The sequence below is a fragment of the Winkia sp. C0117E2 genome (genome assembly GCF_056590455.1).
Map to the genome: position 1 here is coordinate 117918 of NZ_JBWPWD010000005.1, position 19537 is coordinate 137454.

Sequence of the window (19537 nt, forward strand, 5' to 3'; positions counted from 1 at the left end):
GAGACCGCAGCCCAGATTTCAAGGTTGCGTAAACGCTATGCACAGCAATGGCTCAACGAAGGGAATAGAACAATTAAGTTTCGAAACCTTGTAAAAATGACGACTGCCAGCTTATGTGCGCTATGCGTATCACTGTCAGCAGCAGGGGTGGCGTACGCAGAAGATCTTAGTGACGTGCGTTCATCTTCAGCCGTTCCTTCACAGCTAACTCTCCACGCTTCTAATTTCAATACTGCAGGGTGGGACGGCTCACTTACGGAAGCTCAAATTGAGGAATTCGCCTGATGCCACGTACTCTGTGTGAACTGGCGGTCAGCTTACTAACTTTTACACTGGTGGTTGGCCTGCTTTCTTTGTTAGGGCTGATTCTTTTCCCTTTACGTACGGTACTCAGTATCGCTCTTCCATCACTGTTGCTTGGGGCAGCAGTCTTAGGCATTGGGTTTTTCGTTAAAAAAGGAATTGATAAATAACGCCATCATTTTCAACGACTACCTGAACATCACGGGCATTCCTGAAAAGGCCGACGAGTGGAAGATTGGTGGTCGCTCACCCCTGGAATGGGTGCTGGACCGCTACCGGGTAACTACCCACAAGGCATCCGGGATCGTGAACGATCCGAACGACTTTTGCCGGGAAATAAACAACCCGTCTTACATAGTCGATCTGATCCAGTCTCTAGTGACCGTGTCTCTAACCACGCAGGATCTGCTGGCTGAATTGCCCGCCCTCAAAGTAATAGAGAACAACTAGGAACGCCTCCAGCAGGCAGCACAAGGCCTACTAACTGACGGCTTTATCGCTCCCGGGATCGCCCTCCGCAAGCTTAGCGGGGCTAGATCCCGAAGCGGTGGCGCCCTCGTTCAGATCGACTTCGGCGCTAACACCGTCAACGATCTCGCCGACCGCTGCAGCATTGTCCCCACCCGACATGTCGCGGAAAACCTTGAAGGAAGACCAGACGGCCGCCGTGATGGGCACGGCCAGCAACGCTCCGGCCACCCCGCCCTGCTGGGCGCCAACCCCCAAGGCGATAATAATGATGATCCCGTGCAGGCTGAGCGAAGAGCCCATCACCTTAGGCTGCAACACGTAGTGCTCAATCTGGTTCACCACGATCACCACGCACACCAGCACCAGCGACGCCGCGGGACCGCCCGCCACCAACGCAACCAATGCCGCCGCAAGACCAGTGGTCAAAGCGCCCACGATCGGCACGAACGCGCCAAGGAAAATCATGGCTGCCAGCGGAAACGCCAACGGTACTCGCATGATCAGCATGGCAATCAGGTCAACAACGGCAGCGAAGGCCGCGATCAGCACCGTGCCGCGAATGTAGCGTCCCAACACGTGCATCGAGGCCTCCCCTGCAGCGTTTACGCGAACGCGGGCACCTCGAGGCAAGAAGTCAACGATGAAATCCCACATCTTGTCCCCGTCCAACAGGAAGAAGAACAAGAACACGATCATCAGCAACGCCCCGGTCATGATCGAGGTGACTATAGTTACGCCCTCGATCGCACTAGCCCTGGCCGAAGAGGTCTGCGCTAGCTTCCACAGCGAATCCGCGTACTGGGATAGGTGCGAGTGGGCCAGCGGAATGCCCCAGCTGGACAGGATGTCAACCAGTTCAGAAAAGCCCTGCTGCGCCTTGCGGGTAAGTCCGCTCATTTCGTTCACCACGGTCGTGACAATGAACGAGATGGCCCCGGAAAGAATGGCAATAGAGCCAACCAGCGTGATCGCCGCCGCCGCAATGCGGTTCATATACCGACGCAAGAAACGGATGATCGGATGCATAGCCGAGGCAATGATCAGCGCAATCAGCAGCGGCAACGTGACCAGTTTCAGCTGGATAAGAATCTTCGAGACCAGCCAGATGGCGGCAACAAGAATCATGCCTTGCAGTGCACGCACCGTCGCCCGACCCAGGTCGTCGCGCCACAAAGAGGCCACTGCCGAGAGGTTCCGTCCTGCTCCTTCGGTTGTTACCCGAGCTTTCTGTTCGCTGGAATGAGCCATCGCATTTCCTTCTTATGAACTACCTAGTTCCCATTTTAGGTTCGCCGCCCCGCCATGCCATCGCGCATCTACTCTGCGGGCAAGTACGCATTAGCGGGAAGCCAAGCGGTCGACCTCTTCCATAACAAGGAAGGTAACGCCGCAGATCAACGCCATCATACCGAGGGCGAGCCCGCCCCCTACCAGGGATCCTTGCCTGGTGAAATGCACTATTAGCAGCGAGGAGCCAACCCCGCCGCGGAAGGCGCTAGAGAGGGCTACGGCAACGGTGGCCGCGCCCAGGATTGCCACTCCCACGCCGAATAGCGCCCACGAGAGCACCCACCCCCACTGCACGCCCGCGCCCGAGGTGCGCCGCCCGGTCTCTAGCGGGCTCAGCGCAAGCGCCCAAGTGCCGGCTACCAGCACAGAAGCAACCACGTCGGAACCGTGATGCCACCCGTTCACCAGCGTGGATAGGCCCATGACGGAAGTGAAAAGCGCCCCCACCCAAGCAATGGGGGAACGCCACCGGTGCGGCACCACCATGATGAGGGCGACCGTGGCCGCAGCGGCAGCAGCCGTGTGCCCGGAGGGGAAGGAGTTCCCCAACAAGTTTGTGATTCCCAAGGATGGCCGGTACAGCAGGTAGTGTTTCAGCCCTTGCACTGACAGGACCGTGCCCGCCACTACTATGACCGCGCGCAGGCCAAGGACGTACCGGCGCCTGCAGAGGGCGACCACCGCTGCCAGGACCATGATGATGACTACGGATGGGACCGACACGGTTCCCAGTACTGCCTTGTCGTACCCGCCTAGGGTGTCCACCAGTTCGCTCATGGCTTCCATGGCAATGGCGTCTACCAGTTGTCCGATGCGAGTACCGACGAAGAACCACCACATGAAGGCCACCGAAGCGGCACACAGCAGTACTCCTGCAAAGCGCCGGCCATGACCGCGCGTAGCAGTGGTGCGCTGCGCTTTCTTTGAAGGATTAGGGTTACTTGTCGCCACGAGTTAAAGGCTAGCGCGAGTTAACAAGTTTCCGTTTTAGCGTAGGGTGTTTTGTATGTCAGATTGGGTACGCTTTGAGCCAAAGCCAGAAGAGAATATTTGTGACTTGCTGGCCCAGGCGAGCACCAATTTTCCCACGCATGGGGCCGTTCTTCAGCGTCTGGCTTCGCTGGGGAGGATCGACAACCGGCTATTGGCGGCCTTTTGGCGCGCGCCGAAGGAAGAGGTGCGCGCGGATTGGCCCAAGTGGGTCCCACATTCTTTGATCGATGCCTACCGAGGGCGGGGCATTGCGCGTCCGTGGCTGCATCAGGTTCAGGCGGCGGAGGCTATTTGGCGCGGGCAGACCACCGTGGTGGCTACGGGGACTGGGTCGGGTAAGTCCCTTTCGGTGTGGTTGCCGCATCTGTCTGCCGTACTGGCGGCCGACCAGAAGACCAGTTCTAGGATTTCGCAGTTTCATGCCCGCCCTTGCGCTATCTATATGACTCCCACGAAGGCGCTGGCTGCCGACCAGGTGGCGGGGCTGAATGAGCTAATCTCTACCCCTTCGGATCGGCTGCCCATCAGGGTGGGGCCTGCTGATGGCGACACCGAGGCCGACGTGAAGAGTTGGGTGCGCGAGCACGCCGACGTTATTGCCACTAACCCGGACTATGTGCACCATGTGCTGTTGCCTTCGGCGCAACGATGGCGGCGGGTGCTGCGTTCCTTGAATCTGATTGTGGTGGATGAGCTGCATTCCTACCGTGGGATCATGGGGGCTCATGTGGCGTGGACGGTTCGGCGGCTGTTGCGGTTGGCGCGCCGTTTTGGTGCTAACCCAACTGTGGTGTTTCTGTCTGCGACCATGGCGGACCCTGCCCAGGCGGCCGCCCATTTCTTAGGCATTGCCCCAGAAAAAGTGAATGCTATCTGCGAAGATACGACTCCTGCCGGGCGGAAGGCCTTCCTTGTCTGGCGGCCAAAGCAGGTGCATACCGACACCGACGAGGCGGACGAGGAAGAGGGCGTCGATCTGGACGCGCTTCCCCGCCGGTCCACGGTGGTGGAGGCCGGCGAGCTGACCGCCGAACTGGCGCAGGCCGGCCAGCAGACACTCACTTTTGTGCGTTCGCGGGGTGCGGCTGAAACGGTGGCGGCGGTTGCTAGCGATTATCTTTCGACCCGCGATCCCGCGTTGATGAGGGCGATTGCGGCCTATCGGGGCGGCTACCTGCCAGAGGAACGGCGCGCGCTGGAGGCGGCACTGCGCAAGCGGCAGATGCGCGCCTTGGCTACTACTTCCGCCCTCGAATTGGGGATTGACGTGTCGGGCTTGGACGCTACTATCACTACTGGCTGGCCGGGCACGCGCGCCTCACTGCAACAGCAGTTGGGGCGGGCAGGCCGGGCGGGAGCCGATGGGATCGGGATCCTGATTGCCGCCGAAAACCCGCTGGACCAGTATTTTTGCGACAATCCGCAGCAGATATTTGCCGGGGTAGAGGAGTCGATTTTTCCCACTTTGAACCCTTATGTGGTGGGCCCGCACCTGTCCTGTGCGGCAGCGGAGGCACCACTGACCGCGCCCGACTTGGATCAGTTGGGGGTTAGCCAACAGCTGGTAGACCAGCTGACCGCTATAGAGCTGCTGCACAAGCGCGAGGACTCGTGGGTGTGGAACGTGACTCGGCCGGAGCGCCCATGGGATCTGGTGGACATTCGCGGCGGCGGTAAGCCGTTGCAGCTGATAGATGCCAATACTGGCTCGGTTGTTGGTGACGTGGACGAGGCCAGGGCCGATTCGGTAGCCCACCCGGGCGCAATTTACGTGCACCAGGGCCGGGTCTACCGGGTGCTTGGCCGCGAAGAGGACGTGGCACTGGTGGAGCCGGGACCTGCCAAGTTGCGTACGCGCCCCTGGGAGCAGCACAGGGTGCGCATCTTGAACGAAACCAGGCAGGTCGCGGACCCTAATGGCCTGGTGGACTTCTTCGTGGGCGACGTAGAGGTGGGCTCGCAGATAATCAGCTATGACCTGCTGCGTCTTCCTGGGCTACAGTTCATTTCCGAAAACCCCTTGTCGCTGCCTGAACGAATCCTTCCTACCCAAGCGGTTTGGTGGCAACTGAGCGCGGCCGGGATGGCCGAACTTGCCTTGCCGCCCGAAGTACTGGGAGGGGCACTGCATGGGGCCGAGCATGCCTCGATTGGCATCTTGCCGCTGCTAGCCAATTGCGACCGGTGGGACCTGGGCGGACTTTCTACGGTCAGTCACGAACAGTCTGGCAAGCCAACCGTGTTCGTCTACGACGCCCAACGCGGTGGTGCTGGCTTTGCCTCCTACGCCTATTCGATGGCCAGTAGTTGGCTACAGGCCACCCTGGAACGCGTCAGTGGGTGCGAGTGCGAATCTGGCTGCCCCCGCTGCATCGTGTCGCCAAAATGCGGCAACAACAACGATCCGTTGCATAAGCAGGGGGCAATTAGCGTGCTGACCTTGTTAGTTTCTGCCCTAGCCCGCATCGGCGGGGCCGGCGCGCGCTAGCCCGGTTGCTTCTAGCGCCACCCCCATAACGCGCACCCCCAACTTGGTTTGCACTACCGCATCTTGCACCCCACCCTGATCGACCAGGTGGCAGGAGGACACCCGCGCCCCGGCTCGCGCAGCAAAATCTGCTGCTGCAGCACAACCATCCTGCCCATTGATGACGGCCCCGGCAGCCGCGAGCGCGCCGAAGTCTGCAGCATTTTGGGCTTTGGTTTTTGCTACGGCGGCCACTGTGGCTGCCCCTACCAGAGTTAGGCACAGGGCGATGATTGCCACGATGGCTAGCGAGAGCACGGTGCCGGAGCCGCGTTCGGTTTCTACCAGGTAGGTTCTACCGGTGCTTCTGCCGCGCATTTTGCCATGACCCCCATTCCTTGCAGTGGCCCAGGAAGGGCTTTGGTGGCGGTTGCCCGCACCGAGTTACTTCCCCGGCTGACGTGTACCTGCATTCCGGCCGTATCTGGGCGGGCTTGTTCGATGCTGACAGCGCGCGCCACTGAACGGGCTACGTTGCAAGCTTGCACTTGGCTAGCTCCGGCTACCCCGAAGGCAAGCACTATTAGCGCGGTGGCTACTACTGTGGGCAACGCCAGGGCGAGTTCTGCGCTCACCATTCCCTGTTCGCCCACCCTGGCGTTGCCGTTACTCATATGGACAGTGCCTGTTGGATGATCGCGGTGAGGGCGGATTTGATGGCCCCGGATTTGAGCACTGCGATTAGTAGTCCGGCGAACCCGGCCGCGGCAATGGTGCCGATGGCGTATTCGGCGGTGGTCATGCCCTCTTCTTTTTGGCTGGGCAAGGCCAACTGTGTACTTACCTGGTAGAGGCGGTTACGTGCGGCTACCGCCCATTGCTAGCTGTCCCATTTGGACTCCTTCTTGTTGTTGGATTGTTTCGCCCTAGGGGCGTGTTTGTAGATTTCCAAATCTGCCCTGCCCACCCAAGCGACTTTTTTGGCTGCTGTGGATAAGCGGCCGGCGAGTGCCTGTGGAAACTCAAGTAAGCAGCATTTTGGCTTGTGAAAGCACTATTGGCAGCACTCCGGTGCAGACGAAGGCGGGCAGTAGGCACAGGGCTAAGGGAAGTACCAGGCGCACCCCGAGCACGGCCGCCGCCTCCCTGGAGTCGCGGGCCGCCCTTACCCGGGCGGCCTGCGCGGCACGTGCCAGTAGCCGAACGGGCGAAAGCCCTTCATTCCAGCTCGGTTCCAGGGCATCCCACAGCACCAGCCATGAGGCAGAGGTGTTAGCCCGCACCTGTTCCATGTCGGCGCCCAATACCAGCATCCTGCCGGCCATCTGTAGGTCGGCTACCTTGCCCGCCTTGCCGAGGGCGACCAACGCCCCGGGCACGGAGGTGCCTACTTTTATGCAGGCGCGGGCCAGGTCGCACCAGAGTGGCACTGTCAGTCCCCCGGCGCTGGCAACACCGTTTTCCTGGGCTTTTGCCAGTAGTTTGTGAATCCAGTAGAGCCCGCCGCCCTCGAACAGGATGCCGAATGCCAGCAGCACTAGCCCGGCTTTGGAGCCGAACAGTACTTTCCACGGTGGCGATCCGATGGCCCACCCCAGCACCATTCCCAGTAGGGGTAGACAGGCGAGTAGCCGGGCAGACGAGCGCGGGCCGGCCAGCGAGATGCGTCGTTCCGCCTGCGCCTGTTCGTCCGCGCGCAGCGATTCCGCGAGCCGATCCAGTAGCCCGACCAGGGGCACGCCGACCGACAGGGAGACCTCTTGGACTACCTGCAAGCTGAGTGGGGCGCCTTTGGCTGGAACGCAGTTCTCCCATGCCCGCTTTGGGTCTTGTCCCGCCGCCAGGCGCGCAGCCAGTTCCGCCACGATGCCTGCCGCTTCGAGCGGGGCAGGTTTTAGCCGTTCTTTTAGCTTTACATATAGGTTTCGGATTCTTGCCATGGCAGCTGCCCTTCCCTGATTAGTTCTGCGCCGGGAGTGGGCACGTAGAGCACTCGCTGCACCTGCAGCCTGCCGCCGTCGTAGTGGGGCACTCCTATTTCGGACACCCAGCGGCTACCGCGATTACGGCTTAGGTGGATCACTGCTCCAAATGCGGCAGCGGCCTGGGCAGCCACTGCGGCCTCGCTCATCGAGGCCATTGCCCCCAAAGCCAATAGGCGGGCGGGTACTTCGCGCACCCCGTTCGCATGCAAGGTGGCCCATCCGCCCTCGTGGCCCGTGTTCAGGGCTGACATCATTTCGCGCACTTCCTCGCCACGACATTCGCCCACTACTACCCGGTCGGGCCGCATGCGCAAACTGGCTCGCAGCAATGCGGAAAGGCTGATACCGCCTACGCCCTCGACGTTGGGCTTGCGTTCGGTTAGGTGCACTACGTGCGGGTGGCGAGGGCGCAGCTCGCCCACTTCTTCAATGCACACTATGCGTTCACTGTGGTTGACCTGCCCTAGCAGGGCGGACAGCAAGGTGGTTTTGCCCGTGCCCGTTCCGCCACTGATAAGCCCTGATACTTTCGCTTGCACCGCCTGCGCCAGGATGGATGCCAATTCGGCGTTGACGGTGCCAGAATCTACTAGCTCGGCCAGGCTGAAGGAGTGCCGGCGGAAAGTGCGCAAGGAAATGGTGACCTGATCTGCTAGCGGCGGCAGGAGCGCATTCACTCGCGTGCCCGACGGTAACACCCCGTCCAGGATCGGAGCCGCATCGTCTAAGCGTTGCCCGCAGGCGGCTGCCATGCGCACCGCCAATTCCCGCAGTTGCGCCCCGTCCCCTAAGTACATGCGCGCCCGCTGCAACCCCCTGCCCCTGTCTACCCACACGGACTCGGGCCCGTTGATCAGCACGTCGGTCACGTCTTCCTGGCTAAGCAGGCCTTCCAGTTCCGGCGTCAGTCCGCCCTGGAGTGCCTGCGCCTGGCGGTACCGTGCCAACAGTTCGTCTGCCACCGGCGCGTCCTGGCTTACAGCTGCCACTGCGGCGGGCAGCGGCCGGCCTGAGGCTACAAGCTTGCGCAGTAAATTACTTTGCACCATCGCCCCTAACAAGGCCGCTGACTAGGCGGTGGATTCGCCACCCAAGTAGCGGGCCGGCCCGAAATTTTTGGCCGCCGCGTACCTTCGGCCACCGGCCAGAGCCAACCGGCACAATCTGGTCGCAAATACCCTGGATTTCCGCCTCGCACCTGCCGCCTACCCTTCCGGCGTCGATTACTACCAGACCGCCGCGCCCCACCTTCCGGGCAAGTGCGAGGGCGTGCCCGCGCCAATCCGCACCTGCCTGGGCCACCAAAATTCCCTGCCAGGACGCCCCGCCGGCCAACGCCGCCAACCCGGCAACTGTTGTTTCGGCTGCGCCCTGGTTATGGGTAAGCTCCCGATACAGGGAGGGCGGATCCGCGCAATCCAAGATGGCGACCTTGCCCCGGCGGGCTGCAATGCGGGCGATAGCCATGGCCATCGTGGATGCTCCCACGCCGCCGGCACGCCCAAACACAGCGAGCAGCCTGCCGGCCTCCGGATGCAACACCTTATCTAAGGCGGCTAGGAACTCGGCCTCGTCCCCCGGCAGGTCAAGCCCGTGCTCGCCCACCGGCAGCACTCCCGGCCCACCGCGATGCAACCCCTGCGTGTCGATCACCACCGCAGCGGCCTCGCAGAGTGGACCGTGCGAGGTCGGTTCGCAGTCAATCCCCAGCAGCTGCACCAAAGAAGACGCCTGCTGAGCCCTTGCATTGCCCCGCCCACATATTGCCACCCGCTTATTCGTCATGGGCCCATGGTGCCCACTGCGCTAACTACTGACCACCACCTACCCGCATCGGCTGTGGATAACTTGCCCTCGCTAGTCTGTGGAAAGTTTCAAAGTGGCATTATTTAGCCAATTTATGCCCTAACACTTCAACCGCCATGTCGCTGGCACGCTCGGCACCTTCCTGAGCGGCCTGAATTATCCACCCCAACCATTTGGTTACGCCCTGCGGGGTGGCTCGGCGATAGTCGCGCAAACGCGCCCTGTAGCCAAGTCCGTCCCTGCCGCACCGCTCATCTACTAGGGCGATGCCCGTCGGCTCAGCGCCCGCCGACACCATCACCCACCTGGCAGCGGCACGTGCCACTATGCCGGACGGGCCGGCAAAAGCATCCGCCAATTCCGCGTGCACCAACGCCGCCCGCACCCACGCCGACCCGGGAGCGGCAGCCAACGCCAGGGCTCGTTCTACCTTCTGTTTGCCGTCCCAGCCAGCCGGCACACCCACCTGGCTTTGCTCAATAAGCCCCATCTGCACCAATCCCACGCACGCATCCCGGTGCAAACCTGCCAACAGGGAGGGAAAATGCACGGGCGCACGGCGAGCACGGCCCCCGCGCACGTTCAGCGGGGCCATCAGTTCAACCAGGTGCAATTGCGCCGCGAGCGCCCCCACTCCCACCGCCCAGGTGGCATCCGTAATGGGTGCTGCGAGTCCGCCCTCGGCCCCTGCTGCGCCCGCCCGCAGTTCGTCTACGTTTACCCGCGCCCCCTCGCAGAGGGCGGAAGAGCCGGCTAGACGAACGGCCGCTTCAGTGCGCGCTTCGGGCCATCGGTGCCGCAACCCTTCGTGAAATCGAAGCTTCGCCACGGCCTCGTCGGCTGCGCGAATTGCCTGTTGAACACCTTCTTCAGCTGCTAGCACCTGCACGGCGGCACTAATCTGCGCGGACGTATCTTCGGGTTGCATAGGAAAATACTAGGCACCCCTAATGCGGTATTTCTACCAAGGTTTGACTTGTATCATGGATCCATGCCCAAGAACTTCCCCGATGCCAGGCGCGAACGCGCGCTGAATTTGCTGTGCGCCGTGTTGGGGCCGGTGGGCACTGTGCTGCTCGTTATTGGGTCGGGCCAGCAGCTGGCTACGGCTGCGGTTGGCAAGCCCTTCGCGCAACCCCTGGCGCTAGTTTCCATTGTCGTGGGCATCACGGCGTTGCTTGGGTGCGCTTCCTTCACCACCACTCGCTCGCAGGTTGGTCTTACCCTGGGCGGATCCATTGCCTGTCTTGGGGCACTTGCCAGCCCCCTGTTCCCCCTGGATTTTCCGGGCGTGGACATTCTGCTTCCTACCTGGTGGGCGGCATTCTTGCCGTCACTGGCGGGCGTGCTGTTCGGCTCCGCCCTCGCCTGCGAAATCACTAGGCGGCGGGCCAGCTCCCGCCCGGACGAAGACCTGTTGCGCATTGTTGCCTCCGACCAGACATTCCGTGCCCCGCTACCTTTTTCTAGAGGACGCGATAGCGTGCGCTCGTTCTACCTTTCCGCCATTGCTTCTGCCGGGTTGTGGGGACTGTTGCTTATCCGTGCGCACGGGGTAGATGTTACGGGCGGGCCCACCCACATGTTCCTTTATTTGAATTGGGCGTGCGAACTCATCACCTTGATGGGAGTGGTGGTCTTCTCGCTCCTCCTAACTTTTTCGGGCATGTTTTCTTCTTTTGGGCCGCTCTTTTGCGGCACCTTCTTCATTACGCTGCCCGCCTGCGGCGTATCGTTTTTGCAGGTCATTACCGGGTACGGGATAGGTCCTAACTTCCCCACTGCCACGGCTTTCGGCCTCACCGCCGTCCCCCTGTCCGCGATCGGGGCTGCAGCAGTAGCAACGGTGCACGCCGCGCATTGGGCACGCGTGCGGTCCTGTTCCAAAGAAGCAAGCAAACGCGACCTGGATCTGGAAACATACCTTCGAGATATGGAAATTTAGCCCCGCCCGCGCGGGAAAAATGCCTTGCCTCTTCGCTCGGCTATCGTTGGAAGCAACTGTGTACGTAGGAGGCTTCTATGAGCGATAACGCCGACCCCAAAGATATTGTAGGCCGTCGGATCTGGCGGATTTCTGATGACGTTGCCCCAGAGACCGGCACGCAGGGTCTGCCCGTACAGGGCGCCCAAAAAACTGCGGCAATTGTTGGTGAACCCGTAGGCGCAGGGCGCTCCGGATCCACCTCTTACAATTTTGTGTCCGCGGCCCAGGCCAAGCCGAAAAAAGATGCCCCCGAGCAGGGCGAACAAGTAGCCGAACAAGCTGACCAGGCCGAACCGGCCCAGCCCGTCCAAGAGCCGGCGGCCGCCCTCGAAGCGCCTAGCGAAGCAGAAACAGGAGAGGGCACGGACGAAGAAACTACTGAAGAAGCCGAAGTAGCAGACCAGGGCGAAGCACAGGCCGAACCGCTAGCGCAGGCCAACGAAGAAGCCACCGTAGTGGCCGAAACCCGGCCGGCTGCTCCAGCTTTCGCTCCCGTGCACCCCAAGGGCGAAAGCCGCCAGGCCCCGCAGACTGATGCCGACGCGGCCGAGGCCTTCCCCACTCCGAGCGCTCCTATAACTGACACTACGAAACGCACCTCCATCGCCGACCGTTTCCCCGCCGAGGGGCCGCGCGATCCCGAACGCGAAGCCGAAAGCACGCTGATTCGCCGCCAGTCCCTGTTGGCCCCCACCCAGAGCTCACCCGCCAACCAGGAAGAGCCCACCTGGGCCAAACGTGAGGCGCAGGCTTCGTCCTCTTCCGCAGAGGCTTCCGAAGAAGAACTGTTCGAGGGCGCAACCGTCCGCCCATCCACCAAGTCTCGCGGGCTAGCACACTTCGGCGTGCTGGTAGGAACCATTTTGCTGGTTCCGCTCGCCCTGGCCTTATTCATTGCCGGCGTAGCCCAGCCCGAGGGCGCTCAGTACTTCGCGTTGGGCACCAATGCAGGACGCATCCTGCTGGTGCTGCTAGGGGTTGTGGGCGTGTTCCTGGCCGTATTGCTGGCCCGCTGGTCCTCGCTAGGTTCGTTCATCGCAGGCATTTTACTCTTCGGTCTTGGCGTTGCCGGCATCATAATCTCGCCTCTGGTATCCGTGTGGAGCGACAACATCGTCCGCGATCTTACCGGCGGCTCCCTGGCCTCCCGTTTCGTATCTACTTTCGCGCTCATCTGCGCTAACGGCACCCTGGCAATGGCCGGTGCGGTGCTGCTGGCTGTCGGCTTCGTCTCACACGGTGCCCGCCGCAAGGGCCGCGAAGACACTCGTACCCGCGAAAGGGTAGAGGACGCCCTCGAAAATAGGAAAAGAGCCTCGCGCGCCAAGTGAAGATTGAAGATTCCCTTCCCTCTGGGCTGATCCGCCCGGAGGGGCCGTGGATACACCGCAACATCAACGCCAACGGCGCCCGCTTCCACGTGGTGCAGGCTGGCCCTTCCTCCTCGCACGCGGTATTGCTGCTGCACGGCTTCCCCCAATACTGGTGGGCTATGCGCGCCCAACTTGAGGCGCTTGCGGCAGCCGGATACAACGCGGTGGCCATGGATTTGCGCGGCTTTGGCGGTTCTGACCGGCAGCCGAGCGGTTATGACGTAGCCACCTTGACCAAGGACTGCATCGGGGTGTTGACGTCGCTCGGCATTTCTAAAGCCATACTGGTAGGGCAAGGAATTGGCGGCACGCTTGCGTGGGCAGCCCCAGCGGTTGCTCCCCGCCAGGTAGCGGCTATCGTCACCTTAGGGGCTCCTCATCCTCTTGCCACCCGTTCTTTACGAGGGCGAGCCTTTACCGGAGGTGCGGCCCAATACCTGTTCTTGCAGCTACCGTGGCTACCTGAGCGAGCATTGCGAAGCGGCTCGCTAGTGCACGCCCTGATGCGCTCCTGGGCCGCTGCGGAAAATCGTGACCTGGTAAATGACTTGGCAGACCGGTACGCATCCTTATTTACGAATCCTTTTGCGGCCACCGCTGCCCTTGCCTATCTGCGGCAGACGCGGAAGTTAATCGGAGCCCAACGTGACCTGCTCCGCCATCGGGTGAGCGTGCCGGTGCTGTCCCTGCAAGGGCAAGTGGATCCGATCATGCCCGGGCAGGCCTTTGCGCGGGATGCCCACTATGTTGCCGGGCCTTTGACCCAGCGGGCGATTGTCGGTGCCGGCCACTTCCTGTCTGAGGAAGCCCCCGCAGCTGTGAATGCCGCGCTGCTTAGCTTTCTGCAGGAACTGGATTGGCCGACGGGCAGTAGCTTGCAACCGGGCAAATAGTGCACTTGGGAGCACGGGCAGTGCACACCTGGCGGCCATGAAAAATAAGGCGATGACACAGCATCGTCCAGTCGGCGTGTGGCAGTAATGCCCGCAGGTCGCCCTCTACTTTCAGCGGATCTTTTTCGCTAGTGAAGCCTAGGCGGCGGCTGAGGCGGCCGACATGGGTGTCCACAGTAATTTCGGGTTTTCCGAACCAATTTCCCAACACCACGTTTGCGGTTTTCCGTCCGACCCCGGGCAAGGACATCAGTTCCTTTCGAGTGCCGGGCACCTGCCCACCAAAGTCCCTTACTAGCCCTTCGGCAAGGCCTAAGAGCGAGTTCGCCCTCCTGCGAAACATCCCTAAAGGACGCACTACTTGCTGTAGCTCTTCCAGGTCAGCGCCCGCCAAATCCTTTGGCGTAGGCCACGTGGAAAACAGCTGTGGGCTGATCTGATTCACTCGAACGTCAGTAGTTTGGGCACTTAGCACTGTGGCCACCAATAGCTCGAAGGCGTTAGAAAAATCGAGCGCGCAGCCCGCATCAGGGTAGGCTCGTGCCAGGGCGCGCGAGACCTGCACTGCCCGATGGTGTGCGACCAGATCTTGGGGCACATGTACCTCTTTTCACACAACACTAACCGTTGTGATATAAAACGCTTCTGGTAATGATTAAACTAGGCTATACATACCACCATGCCGCTAGTCCCGGCGCGAGGAGGAAACGTGGACGCAACAATTATCCGTCAGGTACCGCTATTCGAAGGACTCGACGAGGCCACCCTGGGCGAGCTGTACCAGAAGATGTCTGAAGTTACGCTTCGCCGCGGCGAGGTACTGTTTGAAGAAAACGACGACGCAGACCAGCTCTACATTGTCACCGAAGGCAAAGTGAAGCTGGGCCACACCACTTCCGATGGCCGCGAGAACCTGCTGGCAATCTTGGGCCCTGGCGAGATCCTGGGCGAATTGACCCTATTCGATCGTGGCACCCGTTCTGGCACGGCTACCGCAATCTCCTCCACCAGGTTGCTGTCGCTGGCACACACCGACCTGATGGCATTCATAGATTCGCATCCGCAGATGGCCAAGCTGATGCTGCGTGACCTGGCGGGCCGCCTACGCCGCACCAATGAGGCGCTCGCGGACATGGTCTTCTCGGACGTGCCGGGCCGCGTCGCTAAGGCGCTGGTCGATTTGGCAGAGCGTTTCGGTTCCCGTACCGACGAGGGCGTGCACGTCCCCCACGACCTGACCCAGGAAGAACTGGCGCAGCTGGTGGGCGCTTCACGCGAGACGGTAAATAAGTCTTTGGCAGAGTTCGGCTCCCGCGGCTGGATCCGCTTGGAAGGACGAGCCGTGATGCTGCTAGACCTGGAACGCCTAGTACGCCGCGCCCGCTAAGTTTTAGCTACGTAAGGTGCCCGAGCCTAGCTCGGGCACCTTAGTTTTTCCCGCTTGTGGGCAGAAAAATCCCCCGGCCAAATGGCCGGGGGTTCGTTTTCTACCGCAAGTGTTACTTGGTGGTGAAGACGACCTCTACCTCGACGGGAGCGCCAAGGGGAAGGGCGGCTACGCCAACAGCCGAGCGTACGTGCGGCTCGTCGAATAGTTCACCGAAGAACAGGGACGCACCGTTGGCGACCTGTGCCTGGTCGGTAAAATCGGGCTTGGAAGACACGAATGCTGTTACGGCCTCGACGCCAGTGATCGCGTCTTCGCTGCCGGCAATCGCAACGGCTGCTGCCAGAGCGTTCAGGGCGCAGGCGCGCGCGGCTTCCTGAGCATCTTCCAGGGCAACTTCGCCCTCGCCGACATGGCCGGTGGCAACTAGCGAGCCGTCGCGCATTGGCAACTGCCCCGACGTGCGGATTTTGCCTTCGCCAATCTTGCGAGCGGGCGTGTATGCGGCTACCGGGGGAACTACTTTGGGCAGTTCGATTCCTTGTTCTTTCAGACGTGCAGAGAGTGCTTCACTCATTCAACTGGCCTCTTCAAATATGCGACTAGGTTGTCCGAACCTGTAGGTCCGGGGATGACGGCAACGAGTTCCCACCCGTCAGCGCCCCACTGATCCAGTATCTGCTTTGTTGCGTGTGTTAGCAACGGAATCGTTGCGTATTCCCATTTAGTCATGCCCTAATCCTAACTGGAGGGGGCGCATATTTTTAGCCCCTTTTTATACGCGGACGTTTGGAAAATTGAACCCTACCTGCGCACACGCGCCAACACGTGGGGGATGCGCGGACTCCGGATTTCTTCTGCCAGTGGTGATGGTGAATTTGCCAACCAGTCAGCCCAGTCGGTGATGTTTGACATTTGCCGAAGCATTGCGCGGCGTTCACGTTCTGTGAGCCCACCCCACACACCAAAGTTGGCTTCCGATTGCAGGGCGTCTGCTAGGCATTCCAACCGCACTTCGCAGTTGTAACAACGGGTCCTAACCTGGCGTTGAGCAGCACCTTGAACAAACAGGGCGTCTGGTTCGTCTTGTGCGCACAGGGCTTTGGCAGCCCAGGTTTGATCTCCGTTCAGATTCATTACGGCTTAAATCCTTACATCCTTGTTGGCTTCTTTGCCTAAGTGTGACGGTACCTACATTTGTTCGTTTTGTCCATGCGGCAACGCACTTTTTGTTCGGCTACTAGCTAACGAGCTAGTAACAATGCCCCCAAAGTGGGTAAGTCTCTTATCATTTGCCAGCCAGATTGTTTAGGCTAATAGCATGTCGAAATCTTCTGGTTCTTCAAAGCTTGCTGCGCTCACCACTGGGGCACGGCCGGTTTCCACGAAGCAGTACCGTCACTTGCTAGTTTCTATGGCCGCAATGGTCGCCCTCTGCGCGATCTTCCTGGCCGGGCTTTCCATTCCCGCCATCGGTATGGCCGGTATGGCAACCACGCAAGGCACTAAGGCGTTCTCGCAAATGCCGGGCGAATTTGAGGCACTGCCGCCATCACAGCAGTCGATTATCGAGGCCTCCGATGGCACCGAGCTGGCCCGCTTCTATGCTGAAGACCGCATTGTCGTACCACTAGAGAAGATGTCTCCCTGGATCCAGAAAGCGGCTGTAGCGATCGAAGATAGGCGCTTCTTTGACCACGGCGGTATTGACGTGATGGGCATGTCGCGCGCCCTGGTAAATAACTTCTTAGGCGGCGACACCGAGGGCGCATCCACCCTCACCCAGCAGTACGTGAAGAACACGCTGATCGAAACGGCACTGCAGAAGAACGACCCCCTTGCCAGGGCGAAGGCAGAAGAGCACTCGGTCTCGCGCAAGCTGCGCGAAGCTAAGTATGCGATCACGCTTGAAAAGAAGATGCCTAAGAAGAAGATTCTGGAAGGCTACCTGAACATTGCCCCGTTCGGCCCGAACGTCTACGGTTCTGAGGCGGCTTCCCGCCACTACTTCTCTAAGGCCGGCAAGGACTTAACCATTGGCGAGGCCGCCCTGCTAGCCGGCATCACCCAGAACCCGATCGGGTTCAACCCACTGCAGCACCCCGAGAAGGCGCAGGATAGGCGCAACCAGGTGCTCTTTACCATGCTGGAAACCAAGGCCATCAACAACGAGCAGTACCAGAAGGCCAAAGCCCAGAACGTGAAGGACATGCTGAAGCCGTCCAACACCCCGCAGGGCTGCGGGGCTGCCGGTAATGCGGCCCACTTCTGTGCCTACGTGGTCCACGAGATCTACCAGAACAATGCTTTCGGCAAGGACATTGCCGAACGACGCAACCTGCTAATGCGTGGCGGCCTGCGCATCCGCACCACTTTGGATAAACGCATGCAGGATGCTGCAGCTAAGGCTGCTACCGATTCTATCCCTGTAAACGATCCCTCGGACGCGCGTATAGCCGTCACTTCGATCCGCCCGGGCACAGGAGAAATCTTAGCCATGGCACAGAACACCAACTTTGGCACTAACACCCAGAAGGATCCCTCCGCGACCGAGCAGGTCTTTGCTGCCGACGAAGCGCACGGCGGCGGCGCCGGCTACCAGACCGGTTCTTCCTTCAAGCCCATGACCCTTGCCGCCTGGTATGAGGCCGGCTACTCCCCATACGCGGTAGTGGGTGGGCGAACCAGCTATTCGGCCTCGGACTGGAACATTGGCGACTGTGACGCGGCAGCCGATGGGTGGGAAGTGCACAACAACGAGAACTCCTCCCCCAGGGCCACCACGGTACTGCAGGGCACGCAGCGGTCGCTGAACACGACCTACGCGGGGATGGCTTCCAGGCTGGACCTGTGCAACATCAAGGACGTGGCGAAGCGAGTACACGCAGTGCCGGGTGACGGTTCGGACCCCACCTTCCGCCCCTCCGACATTCTGGGTTCGGGATCGGTACCTCCGTTGAACATGGCCAACGCGTTCGCCACTTTTGTGAACAAGGGTGAATATTGCAAGCCGCTCGCTATTAGCGCGGTTACTACTTCGGCGGGCAAGAAGCTGAAGGTGCCACAGAAGTCTTGCAAGAAGGCTTTAGAGAAGGGCCCGGCCGAGCAGACCACTTGGACCCTAGAGCGCACCTACAACTCCTACGGTTCCATGGGATATGCCTCGATTGGCCGCCCGGCAATAGCCAAGACCGGTACTACCACCGGCCCGTCCGATGCGTGGATCGTGGGTGCTACCCCGGATGTGTCGACCTCTGTTTGGGTTGGGCACGCTCAGGGTATTGCCCCGCTAGCAGACGTGGTTGTGGGCGGCCGCTACTACGACATCATGTACGGTTCGACCCTGCCCGCGAACACCTGGCAGAACTACATGCGGGTGGCCCACGAGGGCATCCCAGCACGCGGCTTCGATTACAACGATATTGGCACGGGCGTACCGCAGCGGCGGGTGGAACAGACCCCCCAGCAGCAGCGCCAGCCGGAGCAGGCCCCACAGCAGTCTGAGCCGAAGAAGGAAGAACCCGCCCCCAAGCCGTCAGAGGAGCCGTCGACCACGGTCACCGAGACGACCATTATTGAGGAACGTTGATCCGCAAAGCGGCGGCGGGCTTCGGCCTCGCCTGCCTGGCCGGGCTGGTTTGGGGCAGCGTTGAACGGCGTTGCCCCACCGTCACCAGCGCGACCATAAAAGGCCGGCCGGGCACGCCCCGGCTGCGCGTATTGCAGGTGGCCGATGCACACCTGTGGCCCTCCCAACGCTGGGAGGCCAACTTCATCGCTTCCGCAGCTGACATCCCCTATTCGCTGTGCGTCAATACGGGCGACAATTTTTCCGACCCCCACGCGATGGGCATCCTGCGGGCGGCATTTGGGCCGCTGCTGGCCAAGCCGGGCGTTTTCACGTTTGGATCCAACGACTATTTTGGCCCGCATTTTAAGAATCCGTTCCGGTATTTCTTCGGCACTTCTTCGAGTGATACGCGGCCCGAGGTTCCCGACCTACCCCACGACGAGTTGGCCGCATTCTTTACCAAGGGGGGCTGGGCTGACGTGCGCAACCGGGCGGCGGACTTGCGGGTGCGCTCTCTGCCTTCCCAGAACCGTGCCGCTGAGGAAGTTACAGTGTCGGTAATGGGGGTGGACGATCCCCATATTGACCGCGACATACTGCCGGAGCCGCCCTCGGCGTGGAAGGAAGCGGCCCTGCGCGTAGGGGTGGCGCACGCCCCTTACAGGCGGGTATTGGACGCCTTCACCAAGGCCGGAGCGGACCTGATCATCTGCGGGCACACTCACGGCGGGCAGGTACGACTGCCGTTTGTGGGGGCGCTGGTTAATAATTCGGATATTCCTTTGCAATACGCTTCCGGCCTGCACGATTGGCACTTTGCCGGGCGCACGGCCAAGCTGTTCGTCTCAAAGGGGCTCGGCACCTCCAAAACGGCGCCACTGCGGTTTTGGTGTCGGCCCGAGGTAGCTTTTATCGACATCACGCCCGGCCCTTAGGCCTTGGCGGGGATCTTCGCTAACTATGCGGTCAGGTGCGGGGTTTAGTTGGTGGTTTTTACTGGCCCTCTGCGGG

Annotated in this window: 22 protein-coding genes; 9 read left to right on the forward strand and 13 right to left on the reverse strand. The window is 61.0% G+C overall.

The features are described from left to right. Positions 1–96 precede the first annotated feature (96 nt). Together AC1EKG_RS07865 and AC1EKG_RS07870 are read left to right on the forward strand one after the other, a co-directional pair. Positions 97–285, forward strand: a complete 189-nt coding sequence (locus tag AC1EKG_RS07865; RefSeq protein ID WP_143484510.1) for a hypothetical protein — start codon at positions 97–99, stop codon at positions 283–285. Between the two features lie 153 nt (positions 286–438). Further along, positions 439–753, forward strand: a complete 315-nt coding sequence (locus tag AC1EKG_RS07870) for a type ISP restriction/modification enzyme (RefSeq protein WP_101485835.1) — start codon at positions 439–441, stop codon at positions 751–753. Positions 754–783: 30 nt separating this feature from the next. Here AC1EKG_RS07870 and AC1EKG_RS07875 read toward each other — a convergent pair whose 3' ends face one another. Further along, positions 784–2022 (reverse strand): AI-2E family transporter, encoded by a 1239-nt coding sequence (locus AC1EKG_RS07875; RefSeq protein ID WP_239181466.1) that lies wholly within the window; start codon positions 2020–2022, stop codon positions 784–786. 90 nt (positions 2023–2112) lie between these two features. Continuing rightward, positions 2113–3015: a phosphatase PAP2 family protein gene (locus AC1EKG_RS07880; protein ID WP_101485837.1), complete on the reverse strand. Its 903-nt coding sequence runs from the start codon at positions 3013–3015 to the stop codon at positions 2113–2115. A 55-nt stretch (positions 3016–3070) separates the two neighbouring features. Here AC1EKG_RS07880 and AC1EKG_RS07885 point away from each other — a divergent pair, with 55 nt between their 5' ends. After that, the gene (locus AC1EKG_RS07885; RefSeq protein ID WP_481067806.1) at positions 3071–5545 is read left to right on the forward strand and encodes a DEAD/DEAH box helicase; all 2475 of its coding nucleotides are present in this window, start codon (positions 3071–3073) and stop codon (positions 5543–5545) included. On the opposite strand, the gene AC1EKG_RS07890 is transcribed toward AC1EKG_RS07885, so the two are convergent. The 7 genes from AC1EKG_RS07890 to AC1EKG_RS07920 all read right to left on the reverse strand — a co-directional run bounded on the left by AC1EKG_RS07890 (position 5513) and on the right by AC1EKG_RS07920 (position 10243). Continuing rightward, positions 5513–5902, reverse strand: coding sequence for an Rv3654c family TadE-like protein (locus AC1EKG_RS07890; RefSeq protein WP_481067807.1), 390 nt, complete (start codon positions 5900–5902; stop codon positions 5513–5515). The two genes, AC1EKG_RS07885 and AC1EKG_RS07890, sit on opposite strands and share 33 nt — an antisense overlap. Continuing rightward, positions 5866–6198, reverse strand: coding sequence for a hypothetical protein (locus tag AC1EKG_RS07895; protein ID WP_004807960.1), 333 nt, complete (start codon positions 6196–6198; stop codon positions 5866–5868). The genes AC1EKG_RS07890 and AC1EKG_RS07895 overlap by 37 nt, the downstream gene beginning before the upstream one ends. After that, entirely contained in the window at positions 6195–6326 is a 132-nt protein-coding gene (locus AC1EKG_RS07900) for a DUF4244 domain-containing protein (protein ID WP_481067808.1), read from the reverse strand. The genes AC1EKG_RS07895 and AC1EKG_RS07900 overlap by 4 nt, the downstream gene beginning before the upstream one ends. A gap of 220 nt (positions 6327–6546) precedes the next feature. After that, positions 6547–7464 carry a type II secretion system F family protein gene (locus AC1EKG_RS07905; RefSeq protein ID WP_004807957.1) on the reverse strand — a complete coding sequence of 306 codons (918 nt, stop codon included), beginning with the start codon at positions 7462–7464 and terminating at the stop codon, positions 6547–6549. Next, positions 7437–8558 (reverse strand): TadA family conjugal transfer-associated ATPase, encoded by a 1122-nt coding sequence (locus AC1EKG_RS07910; RefSeq protein WP_004807956.1) that lies wholly within the window; start codon positions 8556–8558, stop codon positions 7437–7439. Before AC1EKG_RS07910 ends, AC1EKG_RS07905 begins: the two co-directional genes overlap by 28 nt. Further along, complete coding sequence (locus tag AC1EKG_RS07915; protein WP_040315406.1) at positions 8545–9294, reverse strand: CpaE/TadZ family protein; 750 nt, start codon at positions 9292–9294, stop codon at positions 8545–8547. Before AC1EKG_RS07915 ends, AC1EKG_RS07910 begins: the two co-directional genes overlap by 14 nt. Positions 9295–9394: 100 nt before the next feature. Further along, positions 9395–10243, reverse strand: a complete 849-nt coding sequence (locus tag AC1EKG_RS07920) for a hypothetical protein (RefSeq protein WP_004807952.1) — start codon at positions 10241–10243, stop codon at positions 9395–9397. Between the two features lie 63 nt (positions 10244–10306). Between AC1EKG_RS07920 and AC1EKG_RS07925 the strand changes: the two genes are divergently transcribed. The 3 genes from AC1EKG_RS07925 to AC1EKG_RS07935 all read left to right on the forward strand — a co-directional run bounded on the left by AC1EKG_RS07925 (position 10307) and on the right by AC1EKG_RS07935 (position 13568). Next, on the forward strand, positions 10307–11260 hold the full coding sequence (locus AC1EKG_RS07925; RefSeq protein WP_048708174.1) for a hypothetical protein: 954 nt from the start codon (positions 10307–10309) through the stop codon (positions 11258–11260). 77 nt (positions 11261–11337) lie between these two features. Next, entirely contained in the window at positions 11338–12633 is a 1296-nt protein-coding gene (locus AC1EKG_RS07930; protein ID WP_070424929.1) for an MFS transporter, read from the forward strand. Continuing rightward, positions 12630–13568: an alpha/beta fold hydrolase gene (locus AC1EKG_RS07935; protein ID WP_239659968.1), complete on the forward strand. Its 939-nt coding sequence runs from the start codon at positions 12630–12632 to the stop codon at positions 13566–13568. The genes AC1EKG_RS07930 and AC1EKG_RS07935 overlap by 4 nt, the downstream gene beginning before the upstream one ends. Here the strand turns inward: AC1EKG_RS07935 and nth are convergent. Then, positions 13510–14166, reverse strand: coding sequence for an endonuclease III (nth, locus tag AC1EKG_RS07940; protein ID WP_070424928.1), 657 nt, complete (start codon positions 14164–14166; stop codon positions 13510–13512). The genes AC1EKG_RS07935 and nth overlap by 59 nt on opposite strands. A gap of 111 nt (positions 14167–14277) precedes the next feature. On the opposite strand from nth, the gene AC1EKG_RS07945 reads away from it, so the two are divergent. Continuing rightward, positions 14278–14955, forward strand: coding sequence for a Crp/Fnr family transcriptional regulator (locus AC1EKG_RS07945; protein WP_004807942.1), 678 nt, complete (start codon positions 14278–14280; stop codon positions 14953–14955). 112 nt (positions 14956–15067) lie between these two features. Here the strand turns inward: AC1EKG_RS07945 and AC1EKG_RS07950 are convergent, their stop codons facing one another. From AC1EKG_RS07950 to AC1EKG_RS07960, 3 genes are all read right to left on the reverse strand, one after another. Then, complete coding sequence (locus AC1EKG_RS07950; protein ID WP_048706667.1) at positions 15068–15532, reverse strand: RidA family protein; 465 nt, start codon at positions 15530–15532, stop codon at positions 15068–15070. Then, positions 15529–15687, reverse strand: coding sequence for a Sp36 family protein (sp36, locus tag AC1EKG_RS07955; protein ID WP_004807936.1), 159 nt, complete (start codon positions 15685–15687; stop codon positions 15529–15531). Before sp36 ends, AC1EKG_RS07950 begins: the two co-directional genes overlap by 4 nt. Before the next feature lie 72 nt (positions 15688–15759). Then, positions 15760–16092, reverse strand: coding sequence for a WhiB family transcriptional regulator (locus AC1EKG_RS07960; RefSeq protein ID WP_048706668.1), 333 nt, complete (start codon positions 16090–16092; stop codon positions 15760–15762). A gap of 184 nt (positions 16093–16276) precedes the next feature. On the opposite strand from AC1EKG_RS07960, the gene AC1EKG_RS07965 reads away from it, so the two are divergent. Both AC1EKG_RS07965 and AC1EKG_RS07970 read left to right on the forward strand, forming a co-directional pair. Continuing rightward, the gene (locus tag AC1EKG_RS07965; RefSeq protein WP_070424927.1) at positions 16277–18544 is read left to right on the forward strand and encodes a transglycosylase domain-containing protein; all 2268 of its coding nucleotides are present in this window, start codon (positions 16277–16279) and stop codon (positions 18542–18544) included. Then, positions 18541–19461, forward strand: a complete 921-nt coding sequence (locus AC1EKG_RS07970; RefSeq protein WP_070424926.1) for a metallophosphoesterase — start codon at positions 18541–18543, stop codon at positions 19459–19461. Before AC1EKG_RS07965 ends, AC1EKG_RS07970 begins: the two co-directional genes overlap by 4 nt. The last annotated feature ends 76 nt before the right edge of the window (positions 19462–19537 follow it).